The sequence below is a fragment of the Frankia sp. CpI1-P genome (assembly GCF_001421075.1).
GTDB classification, from domain to species: Bacteria; Actinomycetota; Actinomycetes; order Frankiales; family Frankiaceae; genus Frankia; species Frankia torreyi.
In genome coordinates this window covers 43570-64813 of sequence record NZ_LJJX01000025.1, presented here as the reverse complement: position 1 = coordinate 64813, position 21244 = coordinate 43570, and the positions used below count along the sequence as shown (strand labels likewise).

The window sequence follows — 21244 nt, the reverse complement described above, 5'->3', positions numbered from 1 at the left end:
NCCGGCTGGCCCGCATCATCGGCCTTGCCGCCGTGATGGCGGCCGGCACCCTCATCGCGATCAGCGTGCTGCCCGGCCCGCTGCCCGCGCAGGGCGCCGAGACGACCGCGGGCACGGTTGCCTTCACCACCTTCGCCCTGTTCCAGATGTTCAACCTGCTGAACCTGCGCAGCGAAACCGCGTCGGTGTTCAACGCCCGGACCCTGGAGAACAGGGCGGTGCTGGCGGCGATCGGCGGCGTCGTCCTGCTCCAGGTCCTGGTGGTCAGCGTCCCCGCCCTGCGCGGATTCTTCGACACCGCGCCGCTGGGCTGGCGGGAATGGCTGCTGGCGGCGGGCATCGCCTCCTCGGCGCTGTGGCTGGAGGAGATCCGCAAGTTCCGCCACCGCATCGGCACTCGGGCCCGCTACGCGTCCTGAGCGGCCGGCACGGACCCCTGTTGCGCCGATTCGGCGTAGTGGTGGATCTGGGCGTCCGGGCCGGGGTAGACGTAGCTGCGCCGGCCGTCGGACCAGCGGACCAGGAACGGCGGGTCGCCGGCAGGCGTCGCGACCTCGAGGATCTCCCCGTCCCGCGGCGCGCCGCCCCTGGCGGGGTGGACCAGGATCGCGTCCCCGATCCGGGCCTGCCACCGGGTGAGCGCCCGCGTCTGCGGGAGCAGCGCGCTCAACGGCAGCGGCAGGCCGCCCTCGTGTCGCGGATGCCCGATCTCCTCGGCGGCCACGGCGGCCAGGGCCGCGGCCGGCGCGTCCGTCCCGGCGGCCAGCAGGTCGTCGAGCGTGATCACGCCGACGAGGGCATCGCCGTCGGTCACGGCCACGCGGCGGATCGCGTGCCCGACGAAGACCTGCGCGACCTCCTCCCAGGTGGCCGTGTGCGCAACGCTCACCACCCCGCAGGTCATGACGGCGTCGATCCGGCCGTCGAGCGGCACGGCACCGGCGACGACCCGCAGGGACATGTCACGATCTGTCACAATTCCCACCGGACGCTGGCCCTCGGTCACGATCAGCGATCCGACTCCGGCCCGGTCCATGAGCTGCGCGGCCTGCTGGATCCGGCTGTCCGCGGGCACCGTCACCGGCGCCCTGTACGTGATCTCACGCCTCATGAGGTACTCCTCCTGTCACCGCGCGGCGACCTCACGGTGCAATGTCCCCCCTCGCGGATCCGGGCAACACAGACGTCGCTCCCGGCCGGCCCGGGACCTGTGACCCACCGGCGCCGGCCGAAGGTCGCGGCACCCCTGCCCTCCCGGGGGGCCGATCGGATGGTGTGCACCCCCCGACAGGACCAGCGGCGGCGGGTACAACGGCCCCTGAAACCGTCCGGCCTGCCAGGAAACATCCGTCCCGACAGGAAATGACCGACGAGTACCCGCCGTTTCGGCTCGACTCCGGCGGCGCCGAACCGGCACCCGGTCGGGATCCCGCCCCGGCCCCGACCGAGTGAACGCCGAAATCCGAAATCCCGATCGAACTTTCGAAATCCTGATCGGACGTGGCGATGTCTGACGTGAGCACCGAAACGCCAGGAAACAGCCGTCCGGCTACGGACACGATGACGTCGGATCCCCGGGAGCCCCTCGCGCTGCTGTTCCGTGACCTACGCAGCGGTCCGGACGGGCTCAGCAGCCGGGAGGCCGCCCGCCGGCTTCTCGCCGACGGGCCGAACGAACTGTCGAGGCGGCGGGGGCTCACCTGGCCGGGGGAGATCGGCCGCCAGCTCGTGCACCCGCTGGCCCTCCTGCTGTGGCTGGCCGCGTTGCTGGCCCTGCTGTCGGGCAGCACCGTGCTCGCCGCCGCGATCGTCGCCGTGGTGCTGCTGAACGCCGCGGTCGCCTTCGTCCAGGAACGGCACGCCGAGCACGCTGTGGAGGCACTCGGCGCCTACCTGCCGCCCCAGGCCACGGTGGTCCGGGACCGTGTCCAGCAGAGCATCGCCGTCCGCGAGGTCGTCTCCGGAGATCTGATCGTGATCAGCGAGGGTGATCGGATCCCGGCCGACGCCCGGCTGCTGAGCGGCTACGTCGAGGCCGACCTGTCGATGCTGACCGGCGAGTCGGTCCCGGTGCCGCGCTCGGCCGGCGAGGAGCCGGACACCGGCCCGTTGCTCTCCGCGCGCGACCTGGTCTTCAGCGGCACCACCTGCACCGCCGGCTCCGCGCGCGCGATCGTGGTGGCGACCGGCATGCGCACCGAGATCGGCCGGGTCGCGGCCCTGACCGAACAGGTCTCCCGGGACGACAGCCCGCTGGAACGGCAGGTCCGTCGGGTCGCCTGGCTGATCGCCGCGGTCGCGGTGGGAGTGGGGCTGGCCTTCCTGCCGCTCGGCGTCCTGGCCGGGCTCCCCGTGAACGAGGCCCTCGTCTTCGCCATCGGCCTGCTCGTCGCGAACGTACCCGAGGGTCTGCTGCCCACCATCACCCTCGCGCTCGCGGTCGGCGTGCGGGTCCTCGCCCGCGGGGGCGCGGTCGTGCGCCGGCTCAGCGCGGTGGAGACCCTCGGCTCCACCACGGTGATCTGCACCGACAAGACCGGGACGCTCACCGAGAACCGGATGCGGCCGGTCCGGCTGTGGACGGCCGCGGGCGACCAGCCCGTCAGCGTGCCCGCGCCCGTGACCGCGCCCGTGACCGCATCCGCGTCCCTACCGGAGCCCCCGTCCATGCCGGCGCCCCCGTCCATACCGGTGTCGGTGCCCGAGTCGGTGTCCGGCCCGCTCGGGAAGGCCCTGGCCGCCTGTTCCAACGCCGATCTGGGCGATCCCGACCGCGGCCGCGGCGCCCACGGCGATCCGACCGAGATCGGGCTGCTGCACGCCGCCCGGTGGCTCGGCGCCGACACGGACCCGGCCGCGCGGTCCGCCCGGCGGCGGGCGGAAGCGCCCTTCGACTCCCGCGCGCGCCGGATGTCGACCGTCGACGAGGTCGAGCCCGGGCGCCTCGTCGCGTCCGTCAAAGGCGCCCCGGAAGCGGTTCTCGCGCGCTGCGTGAGCCTGTTGACGCCCGCGGGATCCCGCCCGCTGACCGACGCCGACCGCGACGGGTTCACCCGACGGCTCGCCGACTTCGCCGCCGACGGGCTGCGGGTCCTCGCCGTGGCCGACCGCGAGCTGCCGGACGGGGATCCGGCGCTCGGCGGCGGGCAGGCCGGTGGGATTGACCGGGACGCCCTCGAGACGAATCTGCGGTTGCTGGGCATCGTCGGGCTGGCCGATCCGCCTCGTTCGGGCGTGGCCGAGGCCGTCGCGGCCTGCCACCGCGCCGGGATCAGGATCAACGTCGTCAGTGGCGACCATGCCCTGACCACGGCGGCCGTCGCCCGCCAGGTCGGCATCGGCGGGCCGGGCACGGCGGGCCTGCAGGTGGTCACCACGGAGGACCTCGGCGATCCGACAGAGGCCGACCTCGACGCCTTCCTGCACGACGACCGCGAGATCGTCTTCGCCCGCAGCTCACCGGAGACGAAACTGCGGGTCACGGATGCCCTGCACGCCCGCGGCGAGGTCGTCGCGATGACCGGCGACGGTGTGAACGACGCCCCCGCCCTGCGCCGCGCCGACATCGGCGTCGCGATGGGACGCTCCGGCACGGACGTGGCCCGCGAGGCGTCCACGATGGTGCTCACCGACGACAACTTCGCCACGATCGTCCGCGCCGTCGAGGCCGGCCGCCAGGTTTACGACAACGTCCGGAAGTTCATCGTCTACATCTTCGCCCACGCCGTTGCGGAGCTCGTCCCGTTCCTGGTCTTCGCGCTGTCCGGCGGCACGGTGCCCCTGCCGCTCACCGTTCTGCAGATCCTCATGATCGATCTGGGCACCGAGACGCTGCCGGCGCTGGCGCTGGGCCGGGAGCCGGCCGAGCCGGGCCTGATGGAGCGCCCGCCGAGGCCGCGCAACGAGGGAGTGATCCGGCCGGTGATGCTGCTACGCGCCTGGGCCGTTCTCGGCCTCGTCTCCGCCGCCGCCGTCATGGCCGTCTACTTCGCCGTGCTCTGGCGCATCGGCTGGCACCCGGGCGACTCCGTCGACAAGGGCACCCCCCTGCACGAGGGCTATCTGCGCGCCACCACCATGACCTTCCTCGCGATCGTGGCCTGCCAGATCGGCACGGCCACCGCCGCCCGCACCGNGCACGCCTCCCTGCGCGCCGTCGGGCTGCTCACCAACCGGCTGCTCCTCGCCGGCATCGCCTTCGAGATCGCCTTCGCGGCCGTGGTGGTCTACGTCCCGCCCCTGCAGCACGTTCTCGGCACCGCCTCGGTCCCGCCCTCCGATCTCCTCCTGCTGCTCCCGCTGCCGGTCCTGGTCTGGGGCGCCGACGAACTCTGGCGGGCGTCGCGGCGCCGGGCGGCGACGGCTTCCGGCGAACCGATCCCGCCGACCGGGCCCTGAGCTGACCGCCCACGCACCCGATCAGCAGGCCAAGATGGTGACCTGCCAGCCTGATCCGGCCTGGTAGTGAGCCCGGAACAAGGCCGTGCCGATGGTGCCGTCCACGGGTGGCTGGCCGGCGGTCATCACCCGGGTCCGCCAGACAATCGGCGTGAGGTCGGTGAAGACCTGGCCGCCGCAGCTACCGCAGCCGGCGTTGGACCCGTCGATGTACGCCGTGCGGAGCAGGACCTCCGCGACCGCACGGGAGTCGGCCGGGGCGATCACGACGGCCGGCGATGCGGCAGCCTGCGCCCGCAGCGCGGCGAGGTCGCCGGAGAAGCGGGCGGCGGGCGCGGCACCGTAGCCGAGGCAGCGTAGCTGGTCCGCGCGGTCGGATTCGTGGCGCACCATGCTGATCGACGCGGCCCTGGCGGCCAGGTCGCTGTAGACGAGCAGCACGGAGCGGAGCAACTGCGGCGGCAACCCGGCGGGAATCGCCCTGGCCGCCGCGTCGGGCGGCCAGGCGGCGCGTATGGCGGCGAGCGTCTCCGGCCGGAAGCGGATCGTCCCCGACGTGCCGACGTCACCGTTGATCAATGCCGCGGTCGCCCGTAGCCGCTGATCGCTCCGCGCCGCCTCGGCGAGGAACGCCGCGAGGCCGTCGGCCGCCGAGGACGGACGCCGCGTGCTCGACGGCGTCGGCGAGATCGCCGACGGGGGCGCCGCAGAGGCAGGTGCCGCCGACGTCGGTGTCGCCGAGGGACGCGGCCTTCCGGTCGACGAGGCCGACGGCGGGCAGGTGGTGGTAGCGGCCGGCACCGGAACAGCGGTGTCGCGGGAGTCGCCGCAGGCGGCCATCGGCACCGCGAGCAGGATCGCGGCCACCGCGGCCGCTGCCGACCGGGATAAAGTGGCAACCATTGTTCCACGCCCTTTTTCGTTCCGGTTCGCACCTGACGTCGATCCGTAACGATTCCTTTTTCGGGGCGGTTCATCATGGGCATTCCGGTGCGCCCCGGCCTGACCTATTTTCTGGTCTCCCGAGACGTTCGGAATCGTGGCCGCCCGTAGGCGGGCCGTCGTGCCACGGCGGCGCCACCCGAGCAGGACCACACGTAGCGGCAGGTGCCGAAGGGCTCGACACCGAGAGGCTCAGCATCGAGGGCCGGTGACACGGTGGCCGGCGCGCGCGGCGCGACAGTCGGCTGCGGCATCGCCGGTGACGGTCACCCGCGGACGCAGCCGCCGCGGGGCGGGATCGACCGGGGCTGCCGCGCGAGGACCGCGATCGTGCGATCATCCCGGACGGCCCCGCAGGCGTGCTCGGCGACCTGCGTAAACAGGCGGTGCAGCAACCCGTCGGGCGAGTCCGTCCCGGCGCACGCGGCGGTCAGGGGAAGCACGCCGAACTGATCGCCATGCTCGTCCCGGGCCTCGCTGATGCCGTCGGTGTACAGCAGCAGGCAGTCCCCGACCGCCACGGTCAACGAACGCGTCAACCAGATCTCGGTCCCGGCGAACAGATCGGAGAGGATCGGCCCGGTCGGGCCAAGCGAACATGGTTCACCGCCACCGCCACCGCCGGCGGCCGGATGCGCGGGGAGATACAGGACCGGCGGATGCCCCGCGTTGACGTAGTCCACGCGGCCCGACCGGGCATCGGCCACCGCGAGGAAGGNGGTGGCGAACATCTCCCCGAGATCACCGGCCGCGGCGACGTCGGCCATCGCCCGGCTGACCACGATATCGGGCATCACACCAGCGCACAGATGCCGGCGCATCGCCTCCCGCAGGCGTCGGGCGAACCGCGCGGCCCGCTCATCATGTCCGGCGGCGTCGCCGACGCACAGCGCGAGCCGCCCATCGCCGAGGTCCAGCACGTCCACCCAGTCCCCGCCGCAGCCGGGGATCACGGCCAGCGAATGCCAGTAGGCCCCCCATCCGGGGGGACTGACGACCCACGCGGCCGGACGCCCGGGCCACGGGATCGGCCTCGTTCCGAGCTGCGGCAACCAGACAGTGGCGCATGGACGTCTCCAGACTCGTTCCGCAGGGGGACGTGCTGCTGTGACCAGCCTCTCAACGACACAGGGCCGTAACCAGGGACTTTTGGAGTGCCGACGCAGGCCGGGTCGCCCGGTCCGCAGTGCCGCTACGGCTAGCCTCGGCCTGACACCGCGGACGAGTTCTCGGTCAGGTTCCCCAGCCGGTCGTCGGTGTCGGCGCCCAAGGCCCGCGACGCCGCCGCGCTGCGGCGCAGACGGTGGGCGCACAGCAGAGTCTCGGGCCTACGCACCCCGGTGTCCCCGTCCCCCGGTCGGGACCGAGCCCCGAGGCCCGCCCGGGTCACCGCGGACGACCGGGTCACCCTGCCGCGGGGAGTAGCGGATGGTCGGCGTGAAGCCGAGGGCCGGGCGGACATCCTCGGTGATCCGGTCGATCTTGCTGTGCAGGCGGCGCTGTTCCTTCGGGCGGGCCGTCGGGAGACCCGACCGGGCCGAAGGTCCCGAACCGGCGGACGGAAGGTCCCGAGCCCGCCCAACGCAGGGCAGATGTCGCGCGGGCCGGCAGGGACGCATACTCGCCACTGCCGGTGGTCACTCCGGCAAGGAGGTGGCAGCCATGGGTGCCGCGCTCGTCCCGGCCCGCCCCGCGTCGCGACCCGTCCAGGAACGCCCGGAGCTCGACCCGAAGATCATCCTCGCCCCCGGGGTGGCCAACCCCCAGCGCACCCGGCAACTCCCGACCCGACCGGTCGGCCACGCGCCCTGGGCTCACATCGAGCCGCTCGACCTGACCCGGATCGTGGTTGTCGGGGAGATCGTCGCCGCAGCGGTGGCCGTCTCGCGGCAGTTCGCCCGTCGCGCTCCGGGGCCCAGAGCGATCGTCCGGATGGGCCCCGGTGGCTGGGTCAGCATGAAGGGGGGCGGTGTGCGGCTACACGGCCGCCGGCGACGGCCGCCCCGCGAGCAGCGGCGGCCGTGGTGGGCCCTCCTCCTACGCGCACACCGGGTCAGCTGAGCTCCCCGGTTCCCGCCGGACGTGCTGGTCGCGGGTCAGTGCCACGCGACCAGCGGTAGCGGCCAGGCCGCCGATCCCGGCCCGGATGGCTCGATGGAGAGTGCGGCGGCGACGACTCCGAGGGGCATCAGGATGATGCCGACCGTGTTCCCATCGATGTTCTCGGAATCGGAATGGACGGCAAAGGTCAGAACTGCTCCCAGCCCGATGGGCGCACTCCGGTCGGGAACCGCGCCGGCCTTCCCGGCGATCCGCTGACAAAGCCCGCCGACAGCCACCTCCACCAGGGCGGTTGGTCACCTCGGACCATGCCTGAAGGCACCTGAAGGGATGNGGCGGCGGCGACATCATGGAGGAGTGGGACCGACACGAGGAGGATGGTTTCCATGACGGGTATCGCCCACCGCGACCGGCGTTCGGCAACATTTTCCGGGCTCGNCTGGCCATGGTCCGAGGAGAGCAGAGTACTGGCGCAGCGGCTTGTCGGGCNGCGTGACGACATGATTCGCGTGGAGGAGACGGACGAGGCCGGAATGCACGTCGTCCGGGCGGAGATGCCCGGTATCGACCCGGCCCGCGACGTTGAGATCACCGTCGCCGAAGGTGTCCTGTCGGTACGGGCCGAGCGGCGTGACGAGAAGGCTGAGAAGACGGACCACGGCTACCGGTCCGAATTCCGGTACGGATCGTTCTCCCGGAGCCTGCCGCTGCCGGCGGGCGCGAAGGACGACCAGGTCGCCGCGACCTACAAGGACGGCATTCTCGAGATCAGGGTGCCGGTCGACGACCGGCAGGCCACGGCCACGACCCGCAGGATCGAGGTGCAGCGCGGCTGACCCGCGCCAGCCGGGCGGTACGCCGCGGGCCCGGCCGTGGCGCACCGCCCGGTCCCCCGCTCCCCCGGCCTCCCTGCCTCCCTGCCTCCCGAGAAGCATGAGGTGACTGCCGTGGACTCCCCAGACGAGGACACCGCCCGCAGAGGCGTCACAGGACGGTGGCGCCGACCGCGGCGGGACCGTTGGCTGATCGTCGCGATCGTGGTGGCGGTACTGGCCGTGGCCGCCGGGTCCTGGGCCGTCCTCGACGGCCGCGCCGGCGACGACGCGGCGTCGACGACGGCACCGACCGCCTCACCCACGACCAGTGCGCCCGCCGGGACGGGTCGGGCCAGCACCCCGCCGGCCCCGACCGGCACTGTCACTCCCGGGGCGACGCCGACCGGACAGCGCGGCGCCGGCCCCGTCCCGCGCGGCTCCGCCGCCACCACGTCGACCCCGGCCGCCCAGCCATGGCTCGCCTACCAGCTGCTCTGGCCGTTCCGGGACGCCGCACAGGCGCGCGACTGGCAGGCGGCCGGCGGTGGCCACCAGCCGTGGCATCTGGACGCGGGGCTGACCGCGCTCGACTTCGCCCGTGGCTACCTGGCCCTGAGTGGCATCGACCGGGTCACCACGCGGCAGATCGGCACGACCGACGCCCATGTCGGCGTCGGTTTCGCCCGGCCCGAGGGATACGGCGACGCGACGGCGGGGGTCGTGCATCTCGTCCGCCTCGGCGCCGGCTCCGACGCCCCCTGGGAAGTGGTCGGAACCCGCGACGCCGACTTCTCGCTGCTGACGCCGCGGTACGGCACGCGGTACGCCTCCCCCGTCACCGTCGGCGGGCGGATCACCGGCGTCGACGAGAACATCCACGTCCAGGTGCGGCAACCGTCGTCGGCCCGGCCGATCGGCGAGTCCTGCTGCCTGCCGGCCGGTGGTACGAACCAGGGATGGTCGACCAGGGTGACGTACCGGGACGCCCAGGACCCGGTGTTGACCGTGGTCGCCTGGACCGGCGGTCACCTGGTCGCGGTCGAGCGCTTCACGGTGACCGCCCTGCTGCCGGTGCCGGCGTCCTGAGCAGCCGCACCAGGCGCGCCCGGATCCTCAGCGGCGCGCGAGGTCCCGGCGCGCCGCCTCGACCAGCAGTTGGCGTTCGGCCGCCGCGAGCGCCCGGCGCGCCGGATCCACCGCGTCCGGGTTCACCGAGATCGAGGTGATGCCGGCGCGCACGAGGTGCTCGGCGAACTCGGGACGGTTCGACGGCGCCTGCCCGCACAGGGACGAGGTGATCCCGGCCGCGGTGCACGCGTCGATGATGCGCGTGATCGTGTCGAGCACGGCGGGGTCGGACTCGTCGAACAGCTCCGCGCAGGTCTCCGAGTCCCGGTCGACGCCCAGCACGAGCTGGGTGAGGTCGTTGGAGCCGATCGAGACCCCGTCTATGCCCATCGCGGCGTAGGTCGGGATCCAGAAGGCCACCGAGGGCACCTCGGCCATCACCCAGCGGCGCAGCCCGCGGTCGCCGCCGAGCGGGCTCGCGTCGACCGCCTCCAGGCAGGCTTCCAGCTCCCAGCGGGTACGCACAAACGGGATCATCAGGTGCAGGTTGGGGGTGCTCTGGCGGACCTCGGCGAGTACCTCCAGCTCCAGGGCGAACAGCTCCGGTTCGCGGACGTAGCGGTAGCAGCCACGGTAACCGATCATGGGGTTCGCCTCGACGGGCTCGAACGCCTCGCCGCCCCGCAGCCCGCGGAACTCGTTCGTCCGGAAGTCGGTGGCCCGGTAGACGACCGGGCGCGGCGAGAACGCCCGCGTGATCCGGCTGAGGCTGCTGCTCATCCGGGCCACGAACTCGGCCCGGCCGCCGTCGGCGAGCAGCCGCTTCGGGTGCACCCCGCCGAGCGCCTCGGTCAGCAGGAATTCGGCGCGCAGCAGGCCGACGCCGTCGACGGACAGGGCCGCGACCTGCTCGGCCCGCTCGGCGACGGCCAGGTTGACGTACAGCCGGGTCGCCGTGACCGGCGGGTCGGCCGCGCCCGGCGCGCCGGGCTCCCGCCCGCTGCCCGCGGTGACCGGCCGGCGTGGCTCGGTCGGGGCGAGGCCGCCGCGCACCGTGCCGCGGCCGCCGTCGACCGTCACCGGCTGGCCGGTGCGCAACACGCTGGTCGCGGTGCGGGCACCCACCACGCAGGGGACGCCCAGCTCCCGGCTGACGATCGCCGCGTGGCAGGTCACCCCGCCGCTGTCGGTGACCACCGCCGCGGCCCGCCGGATGGTCGGGACCCAGTCCGGCGAGGTCATCGGGGCGACCAGGATCTCGCCGTCGCGCAGCGTGCCGCCCTCGGCAGGGGAGACCAGCACCCGGACGAGCCCACTGGCCGTCCCCGGCGCGGCGCCGAGGCCGCCGACCAGCGGCGGCGCACCACCGTCCGCCGCGGGTCCGGTCCGCTCCGCGGGCAACGTGGTGATCGGCCGGGCCTGGACGAGGTAGGTGCGACCGTCCTCGATCGCCCACTCGGTGTCCTGGGGCTCGCCGTAGTGCTCCTGCACCCCGTCGACCAGGCGGGCGAGGGTGCGGATCTCGTCNTCGCTCAGCACCCGCGCACCGCCCTCGTCGGGCCGCAGGGCGATCCGCTGGTCGGCACCGTCGGGTCCGCGGACGATCTGGTGGCTCTGCACGCCCGTCCGCACCTCGGCGATCCTCGGGCCCGCCCGGTCCACCACGTACGTGTCCGGCACGATCTGTCCTGAGACGATCACCTCGCCGAGGCCGAAGGCCGCCTCGATCACGATCCGGCCGGTGTCCCCGGTCGCCGGGTCGGCGCTGAACGCCACCGCGGAGCGGTCTGCGTTGATCATGCGCTGGACGACGACCGCGATCGCGGGTTCGTCCCGGACTCCCCGGCTGGCGCGGTAGGTCAGGACCCGCTCGCCGAACAGGGAGGCCCAGCAGCGCTGGACCGCGTCGACGAGCGCGTCCTCGCCCCGGATGTTGGTGAACGTCGCGTTCATCCCCGCGAAGGAGGTGCCCGCCGTGTCCTCGCTCGTCGCCGACGAGCGGACGGCCACGAAACCGCCGCCGAGCTTGTGGTAAGCGTCCACGATGTGCGCGCGCAGCTCGGGGCCGATGGTGATGGCACCGACCAGGTCGCGCAGGCGTCGGGAGCGCGCGGCCAGCGCGCCGGCGTCGGCCGCGTCGGCGCCGGCGAGGTCCCGGGCAAGCTCCGCCCGCGCCCCGGACCGCTCCGTCTCGGCCAGGTAGGCCGCCGCCGGGATGACGAAGCCGGGCGGCACCGGAAATCCCGCCGCCGTCAGTTCCCCCAGGTTCGCGCCCTTGCCTCCGGCGACGCCGGTGTCCGCCGCGCCCAGCTCGTCGAACCAGACGATCGATCGCGTCCGTGTGTCCATGGCCGTCCCGTCTCCTCCTGTGCCGGTCCACCCTGGCGACCTCCGGGACGCGCAGGTCAGGCCAGCACCTCCTGGCCCGCCNGCGGGATCGGTGGGGCGTCCGCCAGCGAGAAGTAGTCCTCCTCCTCCTGCGCGAAGTGCAGGCGCAGGACCGCGTACAGCCCGTAGAGCAGCTGGCGCAGGTCACGGACGTCGTCCCGGTCGAGGTCGGCCGGATCGAGCTCGTCGAGAAGCCGGNCGAGCCGGCGGACGAGATGGTGGATCTCCATGTGCGCCCGGCTCATCATGGCGGTCGACTCGCTCCCCCCGAGCACGCTCGTCAGCACCGGGTAGAACTCGGCGTCCTCGGCGTCCTCGTGCGGCAGCAGCTCCTCGACGCAGAACCGGTGGGCGGCGCCGGCGCGACGCAGGATCTCGGCCGGTTCGGCGTCGTCGGCCACCGCCGCCGCGCTCCGGAGCAGGTCCAGGCCGGGGCGCAGGCGGTGGTGTTCGGCGGCGAAGTGCTCGGACATCGCCGCCTGCTCGCCGTGCAGGGACACCGACCGGTCCCGGCCCGGCCGCAGTGCCCGCAGCGCGTTGCCGATGGNGGCGATGTCGATGCCCTCCTGCAACAGCGCCCCCGGCGCCGGGGCCAGGCCGCCGAACGACGCCACGACCATGGCGATCAAAGACAGACCCATCCCCAGCAGGACGCTCTGCCGGGCGATGGTCACCGAGCGGGCGGCGATCGCCATCGCCTCGGCCAGCCGGTCCAGTCGGTCGACGGTCAGGACGACGTCCGCGGCCTCCGCCGACGCCGTGGTTCCGCGCGCGGCCAGCGCCACCCCGACCGTCGCCGCGGCGAGGGCCGGTGCGTCGTTGACACCGTCACCGACCATAACGGTGCTCGCGGTGCGGCCCTCGGCCCGGACCGCGGCGAGCTTGTCGGCCGGTGTGCACTCCGCGATCACCTCGTCGACGCCGAGCCCGGCCCCGACCGACTCGGCGACCTCGGCCCGGTCACCGGTGACCATGACGATCCGGCCCACCCCGGCGGCGCGGAGCCGGTTGATCATCCGCGGCGCGTCGGGGCGGGGCGGGTCGTCCAGCAGCAGGGCACCCGCGAGCCGCCCGTCGACGCCGACGAACACCGCGGTCGATCCGTCGAACGTGCACCGCCGCCGGACCGTGCGAACCCACCGGCCGCCGGCCTCGGCCACCGGTGCGACCCCTGGTCCGGCCCCGACAGCAGCCCCGACAGCGGCCCCGGCCCAGGCGGCGGTTCCGACCGCGACCAGCCGGCCTGCCACCCGGCCGCGGATCCCGGTGCCGGGTTCCTCGACGACGTCCTGCGGCATGGTGAGCGGCAGGTCTCGCTCCCGCGCCTCCCGGACCAGTGCCGCGGCCAGCACGTGCGGCGACACCTGGTCCAGGGAGGCGGCGAGCCGGATCAGCTCGGCGGGGGCCGACCCCGCGGCCGACGCCGAGTCCGTGACGACGTCCGTGACGGTCGGGCGGCCCACGGTGAGGGTGCCCGTCTTGTCGAAAAGCACGGTGTCGGCCCGGCCCAGTGCCTCGAGGGCACCACCACCCTTGACGATCACCCCGCGGCGGGCCGCCCGGGACAGCCCGGAGACGATCGCGATGGGCACGGCGAGGATCAGCGGGCACGGGGTGGCCACGACCAGAACGGCCACCGCGCGCTCCGCCTGCCCGGACAGCGCCCAGGCGAGGGCGGCCAGCAGGAGCGCCGCCGGCACGAAGGCGAGGGCGTAGCGGTCCGCCATCCGGACCGAGCCCGCCGAGTCCGCGCGGGCGGACTCGACGAGCCGGACGATCCCGGCGTAGGCGCTGTCCTCGGCCGTGGTGGTCGCGCGCAGCTCGAACGGCCCGCCCGCGTTGAAGGTCCCGGACCGGACCGCGTCGCCCGCGCGCTTCGTCACGGGCACCGGCTCCCCGGTGAGCGTCGACTCGTCGATCACGGCCGTGTCCCGCTCGACGCGGCCGTCGACCGGGACCACCTCCCCCGCGCCGACGACCAGCAGGTCACCCACGGCGATCTCCGCCACCGCGACCGTGTGCAGCCCGGCGCCCTCACGACGCCGGGCGCTGCGGGGTGCGGCGGCCTGGAGCTGCCGCAGAGCCCGCTCGGCGCGCTCACCCGCCGCGGCCTCCAGCAGCCGCCCGGTCGCCAGCATGACCGCGACCACCGCGCCGGCCAGGTACTCGCCGACGGCGACGGTCCCGATCAGGGCCAGCACGGCGATCACGTCGACGCCGGCCTTGCGGTCACGCAGCCCGGCGACGACGCTGGCGACCGCCGGGACCAGCGCGATCCCCGCGGTCACGGCCCAGGCCACCGCGCTGATGCGGGTCTGGTCCACGAACCACCCGACGGCGCCGACCGCCAGTCCGCCGAGGGCCAGACCGACCAGCAGGGCCGCCCGCCTCCGCGGGGTCGACCGGGCCCGACCGCCGACTACGCCCGGTTGCGNGTCGGCCGCAGCGGCAGGTTCCCGGGAAGATTCTCCGCCCACGGTCATCACCCATCGTCGTGTACCTCGGTGCCGACGGCGGCACGACGGGCGCATCACGGGATCCGTCCCGGAGTCCCGTGCGGCCCTGCCCTGCAGCCTGCCCCGCCCTGCATCCTGCCCCGCACTGCGGCGCACTGCACTGCGCCGCACTGCGCTGTGGGGGCTGGGAGTCCGTCAGGGCACGGTCACAGCGGGGCAGCCCAGTGCAGGTGGGTGCCCCCGCCGGCCGGCGTGGTGAGGCTGAAGGATCCGCCGAGCTGCTCGGCCCGGGACCGGAGATTGGCCAACCCACTGCGCCGATCGGCGGAGCCGATGCCGACGCCGTCGTCGATCACGTCGACGACCACCGCGTCGCCGGCCACGCCGAGGCGGAGCTCGACGGACCGGGCCTGGGAGTGGCGCGCGGCGTTGGTCAGCGCCTCCCGGGCGACGGCGATCACATGGGCGGCGAGCTCGTCGCCGACCACGGTCTCGAGCGGGCCGGAGTAGCGGATGGTCGGCGTGAAGCCGAGGGCCGGGCGGACGTCCTCGGCGATCCGGTCGATCTCGGTGTGCAGGCGGCGCTGTTCCTTCGGTTCGCCGCTGCTACGCAGCTCGAAGATCGACCGTCGGATGTCCTTGATGGTCACGTCGAGGTCGTCGACGTACTGGTTGAGCCGCTCGGCATTCGCCGGGCGTTCGTACTGGGCGACATCCTGCAGGCCGAGCGCCACGGCGAACATCCGCTGGATGACGTGATCGTGCAGGTCACGGGCGATGCGACCGCGATCCGCCAGCACCACCAGCCGTTCCCGGTCGGCCTTGACCCGAGCCAGCTCCAGGGTGATCGCCACATTGCCGGCGAAGCCTGCGGCGCTGGCGAGATCGGCGTCGCTGAAAGGCCGCTCGGCCCGGTTCCGGCCGACGAGCAGCACGCCGGACACGTGGTCGNCACCGGCGACCAGCGGCAGGACGATCAACGAACCCGTCTCGGCCCCCCGCTCCTCGGGAAGGGAGTCGAGACGGGCATCCTGTACCCGCAGCGGCTGCTGCTCGGCCATCACCCGGCCGGTCAGGGTGCCCTCGAGCGGTATCCGCTGCCCGATGCGCCCGGCGGTATCCACCCCGGCGACGGCGGCGACCCGGACGTTGCCGGGATCCTCCTCGCGCAGGGCGACCGAGACGAACTGCGCGTCGGCGACGGTGCACAGCCGTTGCACGACGGACCCGAGCGCACCGTCGGCTTCGGCCATGATCTGCCGGGTCACCTCGGCCGAGGCGCTCATCCACCGGTGCCGCTGCTGGGCCTCGTGGAACAGCCGCGCGTTCTCGATCGCGACGCCGNCGCTGGCGGCCAACGCCAGCGCGAGCTCCTCGTCCTCCGCGGTGAAGGCGGCGCCGCCGCGCTTCTCGGTCAGATAGAGGTTTCCAAACACCTCACCACGCACGGTGATGGGCACGCCAAGGAACGTCCGCATCGGCGGATGCCCGGGCGGAAAGCCGTACGCGCTCGGCTCCCGGGAGATGTCGTCGAGGCGGCGCGGCCGGGGATCGTCGATCAGGAGACCGAGCACACCGTGGCCGGTGGGCAGGTGACCGATCCGTTCGACGTCCTTCGGGTCCATGCCGACGTGGATGAACTCCTCCAGGGTGCGGTCCGGCGCGATGACGCCCAGGGCCCCGTACCGGGCGCCGAGCAGCTCGCACGCCGCCTCCACGACCTGCCGGAGCAGCACCGGCAGCCGCAGGTCCGTGGCGATGGCGCGACTCGCCGCGAGCAGCCCGCGCAACCGGCCCTGGGTGGCCAGCACATCCTGGGCGCGCTCGACCAGCTGGGTGAGCAGCTCGTCGAGTTCGAGGCGCGCGACGACGGGGAAGGTCAAGCCCTCCCCCTGCGGGGACGGTGACAGCGCGTTCGCTTCCACCCCAGCCCCGTTTGCGACGAGCTCGGCTTCCGTGCCCACGCCCGAACAGTACCGGAATCGATCGGCCGCACGGGACCCATTCCGGGCGGCGGCTGGATGTTCACGCGCAGACCACCCGCACCGGTGGTCAGACGACGGCGCGGCGGGCGTGGCGCAGGGCGTCCGCGGCGGTCGCCGCCGTGTCGATGCTCCTGGCCTCCGGCCACGGTTCACCCCGGGAGACGCTGTCGGCGAGACGGGCAGGGCCGGCAGGGCCGGCGGGGGTCGCGCGGCGCGGGTCGACGCGGGTGGCCGCGAGATCGGGCGGGGCCGTGCAGCGCAGCTGCACCAGGTCGGCCGCGACCCGGCGGGCCACCTCGGCCGCCTCGAGGCGCTGGCCGTGCCGGTTCCACGGCGCGTCGACCACGACGGACTCGCCGCGACGCAACGCCGCGGCGGCGGCCCGGCGCAGCAGCTCCTGGTGGACGGCGTCCACGCCGTCGACCGGTGTTCGGTGTCCCGCGGCGGGCTCAGGACGACCGGGCGGGGGCGACCAGGCCGCCGCGACGTCGTCGAAACGGAGCACGGTCCACCGCTCGGCCGCGGCGAGTCCGTCGGCGAGCGTGGACTTCCCGGTGCCCCGCTGGCCGCCGACCAGCACCAGCCGGACCCGGCCCCGGCGAAGCCGGGCCCAGGCCAGCTCGGCGAAGACCCTGGCCTCACGCGCCGCCGCGGTCTCACCGGCGGCGAGCCGCCGGCACGCCAGCTGGCAGCGTCGCAGCGCCGCGAGCGCGCAGTAGAAGTCCTCGAGCGACCGGGGATGGTTCTCCCCCGTCCTGTCGCGGTACCGGTCGAGCAGCGCACGTGCGAGATCGCGACGTCCGAGCCATTCCAGGTCGACCGCCAGGGCGGCGGCGTCCGCCAGGACGTCGGCCGCCCGCAGCTCGGGCTCGGACTCCAGGCAGTCGAGCATCCGGGGACCGTCGTCGAGGCAGAAGGTGTCCGCCGCGCTCAGGTCGCCGTGCCCGTCGCGGATCCACCCTGCCTCCCGGCGCTCCCGCAGCAGCTCGCCCCGGCCTTCGAGGTACCGTCCCGCGAGCCGGTCCACCTGGTCGAGCAGGTCGGCGCCCACCGCCACGCCGCCGGCACGGCGCACCTCGGCGACGCAGTCGTCCCACCGCGCGCGCAGGCGATCCGGGTCGCCGGCCGCGGCGATCCGGGGGGAGGTCTCGCACCGGGCGTGGAAGTCGGCGAGCACCTCGGCGATGGAGTGGATCTCCTCGACGGCCGCGGCCCCGCTCTCGGCGAGCGTCGACAGCCGGCGCGCCGCGGGCAGGCGACGCATCATGACCATGTGGTCGNAGGGCTCCCCGCCCGGCCCGACGACGTCGGCGACGCCGAGGTAGACGTCGGGCGCGAGGCGACGGTTGAGCCGCACCTCCGCCTCGCAGTCGGCCCGCCGGGCCGACCGGCTCCGCAGGTCCACCCCACCGAGATCCACCGGCTTCCTGACCTTGAAGACCCGATCCCCGAAGAAGTACAGCACCGATCCCGACGTCTCGACGAACCCCGCGAACGGTCGCGGCGCACCGGCCGGCACCGGCGCACCGGCCGGCACCGGCTCGTCTCGCCCCGCCGGGAACGGGCTCGCCTCGGTCATCACAGCCATGCCCCGAGAGTGCCCGCGCACCTGGTGCGGCGGATGCATGCGCAGGTCGCGGCCGACGGGCCCGAAGGTCCGTCCCGCCCGGGGCCAAGGTCCTGTTGATCTGTCTCCACCGCGCGCAGAGCCGGGGGCGGCGTTGACCGTCGGCCCGGTCCGGGCCGATCGTCCCGGGAGCATGGGGGTACGACAGGGGCCTTTCGTTCCGGTCGGCAGGGCCGGGCGGCCCGGGTCCCACCGCCGAACCGCACTCGATCGACGATGCCGACCGGGCGACGCTGTGTCCGCTGACATGAACACGGCGTGACGGGAGGCGCAGGATGAGCGGCATTGTGGTCGGAGTGGACGGGTCGCCGGAGGCCGAGGAGGCACTTCGCTGGGCCCTGCGCGAAGCACACCTGCGAAACGTGACGGTCACCGCCCTGCTGGCCTGGTCGCCGGACGACTCCTCGGCGGCCATCGCCAGGATGCGGCACGAGCNGGGGTCGCCCGAGGCCGAGACCACGGCCCGCCACCTCCTGGAGACCTCCGTACGCAACGCATTCGACTCGCGGCGTCCCGTGCCGGTAGTGGAGCGCATGGAGTCCCGCGGCGCGGCCGAGGCTCTGCTCGAGGCCGCGACCAACGCCGAGCTGCTGGTGGTCGGCCGCCACGGAGCAAGCCGCCTGCGCGGGGTCCTCATGGGCTCCGTCTCCGCCGCCTGCGTGCACAGGGCGACCACGCCCGTGGTCGTGACCCGCGTCCGTCAGCACAGCACGCAGGGACCGGTCGTCGCGGGCGTCGACGGGTCGGCCGCGTCGCTCGAGGCGCTGCGGTGGGCGGCCCGCGAGGCGCGCCTGCGCGGGGCGGTCCTGCGGGTCGTCCATGCCTGGCTGCCGGTCCCGCTGGGCTACCCCCCGGTCTACGTCGGCGTGGACTACACCGCCGCCGAGAAGGCCGCCCGGTCCGTCCTCGACACCTGCCTCGCCGAGGGAATCGACGACCGCCGGAACCTCGTCGTGGACGACAGGCTGGTCACCGACGGCGCGGCCCATGCGCTGCTGTCGGCGGCCGAGGACGCGCAGCTGCTCGCCGTCGGCTCCCGGGGTCACGGCGGCTTCGCCGAGCTGCTGCTCGGTTCGGTCGCCCACCAGTGCCTGCATCACGCGTCGTGCCCGGTTGCGGTCGTGCACGCCGCTGCGTAGCGAGCGGCCCACCTCGCCACCTCGGCCCGGACGGTGGCGGCGACACCGCGGGCGGCGGCCGCGACGTCGGGATCGAGTCCCTCGCCGCGGGAGAAGTCACGGCCCACGATCGCGTGGACGACGACGAAGCGGGGAAGCCCGCCGAGCGCCCGGCCGATCTCGACGGCGTCCGCGACGCTGAGGGTGTGGGTCGACGGGCCGATCAGCTGCGCCGGCAGTGGCCGCTCGTCGGCCCGGAAACGGAACACGGTTCCCGGTGCGGCGGCGCAACGGGCGGCGTCGATGATCCAGACGCCGTGGGCACCGTCCCAGGCGGCGAACAGACCGGCCGGCTCGTCGAGACCCTCGACCGTGCTCGTCGCGAGCGGAAACCGACCCTGGAGTCGGCGGACGACCACCAGGCCCNCCGCGTCGTCGTGCCGGCACCGGTTCCCGATCCCGACGACCGTCAGCCGCGGTCGATGTCGAGGGTCAGGAAATGGGTCGCGCACGAGATGCAGGGGTCGTGGTTGCGGATGACCCGCTCGCAGCGACGAGCGAGGTCGGCCTCGGGCAGGNCAAGCGAGCGTTCGACGACATCCCGCAGATCCTCCTCGAGGGGACGCTGGTTCTGGGAGGTCGGCGCCACGATCTTCGCGTCGAGGATCGTGCCGTCGCGGTCCGTGGAATAGCGGTGGTAGAGCAGCCCGCGAGGCGCCTCGGTGACGCCGTGTCCGATTCCCGCCCGCGGCCGGGCCGGCACGGCGGGGAATGCGGGTTCCGTGTAGTCGCCGATGATCCGCAGCGCCTCGTCGGCGGCGTGAACCATCTCGACGCAGCGCACGATGATGCTGCGGAAGGGATTGCGCTCCGGCGGGCGCAGGCCGACCTCCGCCGCCGTCTCCCGCGCCGCCGGCGCCAGCCACCGGGCGTTCAGCGCGAAGCGAGCCAGCGGTCCGACGAGGTAGGAGCCGCCGGCGGCCGACATCGCGTGCGGGGCGAGCGGGGCGTGCGGGGGGAGCGGGGGGAGCGGGGCGAGCGTCGAGTGCAGGGCGGTGGACCAGGGCACCTGTTCTTCGACGAAGTGGCTGTCGTAGTCGGCGGCGGCGATGTCGAGGCCCTCGCTGGAGGCGATCCGGCCTCGTTCGATCGCGTACTGTCCCGATTGCCGCAGCGCGACGAAGACCGCGCCGACCTCGTCGTCGGGAAAGTCCAGGCCGGCGACGAAACGGGCGGTGTCCCGGGCGATGTCGCGGGCCCGTTCCAACGGACCGACGAGCCGGTCGAGTTCCCCGCGGGTCGGGGCCCGGTACCAGCCGCCGACCCGCGCGTTCACGGGATGCACCGCGCGGCCGCCGATCAGCGTCATCAGGGTGTTGCCGATCTTCTTCAGCTCCAGCCCCGGGCGCACGACCGCGGGATGCTCCCGGGCCAGCTCGAGGCCGCTGTCGCAGCCGAGGAAGTCCGGCAGGTGCAGCAGGAAGACGTGCAGCGCGTGACTCTCGATCCACTCCCCGCAGTACAGCAACCGCCGCAGGGCGGCGAGCTGACCGTCGACGCCGACCCCGCAGATCTGCTCGATCGCGGCGAGCGCGCTCAGCTGGTAGGCGACCGGGCAGATGCCGCAGATGCGGGAGGTGATGTCGGCGGCCTCGGTGTAGGCCCGCCCGCGCAGCAGTGCCTCGAAGAAGCGCGGCGGCTCGAAGATGTTCAGCCGAGTCTCGTCGACCCGGCCGTCGCTGACCCGGATCAGCAGCCGGCCTTCCCCTTCGACCCGGGTGAGCGGCGGGACCGTGATGCGCCTACTGCTCGGCATGGGTGTCCTCGGCCTGGGTGTCCTCGGCGTCGGTGTCCTCGGCGTCGGTGTCCTCGGCATGGATCCCACCGCCCTCGGCGGCGTCGCGGGACGCGGCGAGGAACGCCGGCGCGGCGGCGTTGAACGTCCGGAACACCCGGCCGGTCTCGCGGTCGTCCATGCCGAGCACCGTCAGCTCGCGGACGAGCGCAGGGGTGTTGGGGCTCTCCATCGGGCCGAAGCAGCCATAGCAGCCGCGGTGCCAGGCCGGGCAGATCGCGCCGCAGCCCGCATGCGTCACCGGCCCGAGGCAGGGCGTGCCGTGTGCGACCATGACACAGACCGTTCCCCGTCGTTTGCATTCGGTGCAGACCGAGGCCGAGGAGATGGCGGGGCGTCGACCCGCAAGAAACGCGCTGATCACCTCGAGGAGCTGGCGGGAGTCGATCGGGCAGCCCTGAAGCTCGAAGTCCACCCGGACATGCGCGGAGATCGGGGTGGAGGTCGACAGCGTGGAGACGTACGCGGGGGTGGCGTAGACGGCCGCAAGGTACCCGTCGACATCGGCGAAGTTGCGCAGCGCCTGGATGN

Annotated in this window: 18 protein-coding genes and 9 pseudogenes; 9 read left to right on the top strand and 18 right to left on the bottom strand. The window is 73.9% G+C overall.

Annotation, left to right across the window (positions count from 1 at the left end):
- Nucleotide 1: 1 nt before the first annotated feature.
- On the top strand, nt 2-419 hold a 418-nt coding region (locus FF86_RS66855), incomplete at its 5' end, for a cation transporting ATPase C-terminal domain-containing protein (RefSeq protein ID WP_396229922.1).
- Here the strand turns inward: FF86_RS66855 and FF86_RS17415 are convergent.
- Nucleotides 407-1111: a CBS domain-containing protein gene (locus FF86_RS17415; RefSeq protein WP_044885787.1), complete on the bottom strand. Its 705-nt coding sequence runs from the start codon at nt 1109-1111 to the stop codon at nt 407-409. The two genes, FF86_RS66855 and FF86_RS17415, sit on opposite strands and share 13 nt — an antisense overlap.
- Before the next feature lie 449 nt (nt 1112-1560).
- On the opposite strand from FF86_RS17415, the pseudogene FF86_RS17410 reads away from it, so the two are divergent.
- Nucleotides 1561-4135 (top strand): annotated as a pseudogene (locus FF86_RS17410) (cation-translocating P-type ATPase); the annotation flags it as partial.
- 1 nt (nt 4136) lies between these two features.
- A partial coding sequence (locus FF86_RS50960) for a cation transporting ATPase C-terminal domain-containing protein (protein WP_242418947.1) occupies nt 4137-4398 on the top strand: 262 nt, incomplete at its 5' end.
- A gap of 21 nt (nt 4399-4419) precedes the next feature.
- On the opposite strand, the gene FF86_RS17405 is transcribed toward FF86_RS50960, so the two are convergent.
- Nucleotides 4420-4977, bottom strand: a complete 558-nt coding sequence (locus tag FF86_RS17405; protein WP_044885785.1) for a hypothetical protein — start codon at nt 4975-4977, stop codon at nt 4420-4422.
- 88 nt (nt 4978-5065) lie between these two features.
- Between FF86_RS17405 and FF86_RS17400 the strand changes: the two genes are divergently transcribed.
- Nucleotides 5066-5350: a hypothetical protein gene (locus FF86_RS17400; RefSeq protein WP_044885784.1), complete on the top strand. Its 285-nt coding sequence runs from the start codon at nt 5066-5068 to the stop codon at nt 5348-5350.
- 256 nt (nt 5351-5606) lie between these two features.
- Here the strand turns inward: FF86_RS17400 and FF86_RS50955 are convergent.
- Together FF86_RS50955 and FF86_RS50950 are read right to left on the bottom strand one after the other, a co-directional pair.
- Nucleotides 5607-6058, bottom strand: a pseudogene (locus FF86_RS50955) (PP2C family protein-serine/threonine phosphatase); the annotation flags it as partial.
- A 1-nt stretch (nt 6059) separates the two neighbouring features.
- Nucleotides 6060-6293, bottom strand: a 234-nt coding sequence (locus FF86_RS50950; RefSeq protein WP_396229921.1) for a SpoIIE family protein phosphatase, incomplete at its 3' end; no start/stop codon positions are given.
- A gap of 709 nt (nt 6294-7002) precedes the next feature.
- Here FF86_RS50950 and FF86_RS17385 point away from each other — a divergent pair.
- A complete protein-coding gene (locus FF86_RS17385) occupies nt 7003-7401 on the top strand; it encodes a hypothetical protein (protein ID WP_052681148.1) in 399 nt (132 codons plus the stop codon).
- Nucleotides 7402-7436: 35 nt separating this feature from the next.
- Here the strand turns inward: FF86_RS17385 and FF86_RS17380 are convergent, their stop codons facing one another.
- On the bottom strand, nt 7437-7685 hold the full coding sequence (locus tag FF86_RS17380; RefSeq protein WP_044885782.1) for a hypothetical protein: 249 nt from the start codon (nt 7683-7685) through the stop codon (nt 7437-7439).
- Nucleotides 7686-7901: 216 nt separating this feature from the next.
- On the opposite strand from FF86_RS17380, the gene FF86_RS66850 reads away from it, so the two are divergent.
- Nucleotides 7902-8237: an Hsp20/alpha crystallin family protein gene (locus FF86_RS66850; RefSeq protein ID WP_055867549.1), complete on the top strand. Its 336-nt coding sequence runs from the start codon at nt 7902-7904 to the stop codon at nt 8235-8237.
- A 111-nt stretch (nt 8238-8348) separates the two neighbouring features.
- Nucleotides 8349-9302 carry a hypothetical protein gene (locus FF86_RS34840; protein ID WP_052681146.1) on the top strand — a complete coding sequence of 318 codons (954 nt, stop codon included), beginning with the start codon at nt 8349-8351 and terminating at the stop codon, nt 9300-9302.
- A gap of 27 nt (nt 9303-9329) precedes the next feature.
- Here FF86_RS34840 and FF86_RS50945 read toward each other — a convergent pair.
- From FF86_RS50945 to FF86_RS50920, 9 genes and pseudogenes are all read right to left on the bottom strand, one after another.
- Nucleotides 9330-10811 (bottom strand): annotated as a pseudogene (locus FF86_RS50945) (putative PEP-binding protein); the annotation flags it as partial.
- Between the two features lies 1 nt (nt 10812).
- Nucleotides 10813-11633: PEP/pyruvate-binding domain-containing protein (locus FF86_RS50940; RefSeq protein WP_304438150.1), on the bottom strand; the 821-nt coding region annotated here is incomplete at its 3' end.
- Between the two features lie 82 nt (nt 11634-11715).
- A pseudogene (locus FF86_RS66845) lies at nt 11716-11870 on the bottom strand (hypothetical protein); the annotation flags it as partial.
- Nucleotide 11871: 1 nt separating this feature from the next.
- A partial coding sequence (locus tag FF86_RS66840; protein WP_396229929.1) for a hemerythrin domain-containing protein occupies nt 11872-12145 on the bottom strand: 274 nt, incomplete at its 3' end.
- Nucleotides 12146-12220: 75 nt separating this feature from the next.
- Nucleotides 12221-14050: heavy metal translocating P-type ATPase (locus FF86_RS66835; protein ID WP_396229928.1), on the bottom strand; the 1830-nt coding region annotated here is incomplete at its 3' end.
- A gap of 284 nt (nt 14051-14334) precedes the next feature.
- Nucleotides 14335-15079, bottom strand: a pseudogene (locus tag FF86_RS50935) (sensor histidine kinase); the annotation flags it as partial.
- A gap of 1 nt (nt 15080) precedes the next feature.
- Nucleotides 15081-15381, bottom strand: a 301-nt coding sequence (locus FF86_RS50930; protein WP_313954350.1) for a GAF domain-containing protein, incomplete at its 3' end; no start/stop codon positions are given.
- A 92-nt stretch (nt 15382-15473) separates the two neighbouring features.
- Nucleotides 15474-16053, bottom strand: a 580-nt coding sequence (locus FF86_RS50925; protein WP_242418961.1) for a GAF domain-containing protein, incomplete at its 3' end; no start/stop codon positions are given.
- A gap of 127 nt (nt 16054-16180) precedes the next feature.
- The gene (locus FF86_RS50920) at nt 16181-17005 is read right to left on the bottom strand and encodes an AAA family ATPase (protein ID WP_242418960.1); all 825 of its coding nucleotides are present in this window, start codon (nt 17003-17005) and stop codon (nt 16181-16183) included.
- 1010 nt (nt 17006-18015) lie between these two features.
- Here FF86_RS50920 and FF86_RS50915 point away from each other — a divergent pair.
- Both FF86_RS50915 and FF86_RS17345 read left to right on the top strand, forming a co-directional pair.
- Nucleotides 18016-18175 (top strand): annotated as a pseudogene (locus tag FF86_RS50915) (universal stress protein); the annotation flags it as partial.
- Between the two features lies 1 nt (nt 18176).
- A partial coding sequence (locus FF86_RS17345) for a universal stress protein (RefSeq protein WP_242418945.1) occupies nt 18177-18879 on the top strand: 703 nt, incomplete at its 5' end.
- Here the strand turns inward: FF86_RS17345 and FF86_RS66830 are convergent.
- The 4 genes and pseudogenes from FF86_RS66830 to FF86_RS50905 form a co-directional block, all read right to left on the bottom strand.
- A pseudogene (locus FF86_RS66830) lies at nt 18837-19284 on the bottom strand (hydrogenase maturation protease); the annotation flags it as partial. The gene FF86_RS17345 and the pseudogene FF86_RS66830 overlap by 43 nt on opposite strands.
- A 43-nt stretch (nt 19285-19327) precedes the next feature.
- Nucleotides 19328-19436, bottom strand: a pseudogene (locus FF86_RS50910) (hypothetical protein); the annotation flags it as partial.
- Nucleotide 19437: 1 nt separating this feature from the next.
- On the bottom strand, nt 19438-20674 hold a 1237-nt coding region (locus FF86_RS17335), incomplete at its 3' end, for a Ni/Fe hydrogenase subunit alpha (protein WP_242418944.1).
- Nucleotides 20661-21243, bottom strand: a pseudogene (locus FF86_RS50905) (oxidoreductase); the annotation flags it as partial. The pseudogene FF86_RS50905 and the gene FF86_RS17335, both read right to left, overlap by 14 nt.
- Nucleotide 21244: the final 1 nt, after the last annotated feature.

Excerpts from the sequence above, each read along its gene's own strand:
- FF86_RS17385 (WP_052681148.1), top strand. The coding sequence starts at position 7,003 with ATGGGTGCCGCGCTCGTCCCGGCCCGCCCCGCGTCGCGACCCGTCCAG.
- FF86_RS66850 (WP_055867549.1), top strand. The coding sequence starts at position 7,902 with ATGATTCGCGTGGAGGAGACGGACGAGGCCGGAATGCACGTCGTCCGG.
- FF86_RS17415 (WP_044885787.1), bottom strand. The coding sequence starts at position 1,111 with ATGAGGCGTGAGATCACGTACAGGGCGCCGGTGACGGTGCCCGCGGAC.
- FF86_RS50920 (WP_242418960.1), bottom strand. The coding sequence starts at position 17,005 with ATGCTCGACTGCCTGGAGTCCGAGCCCGAGCTGCGGGCGGCCGACGTC.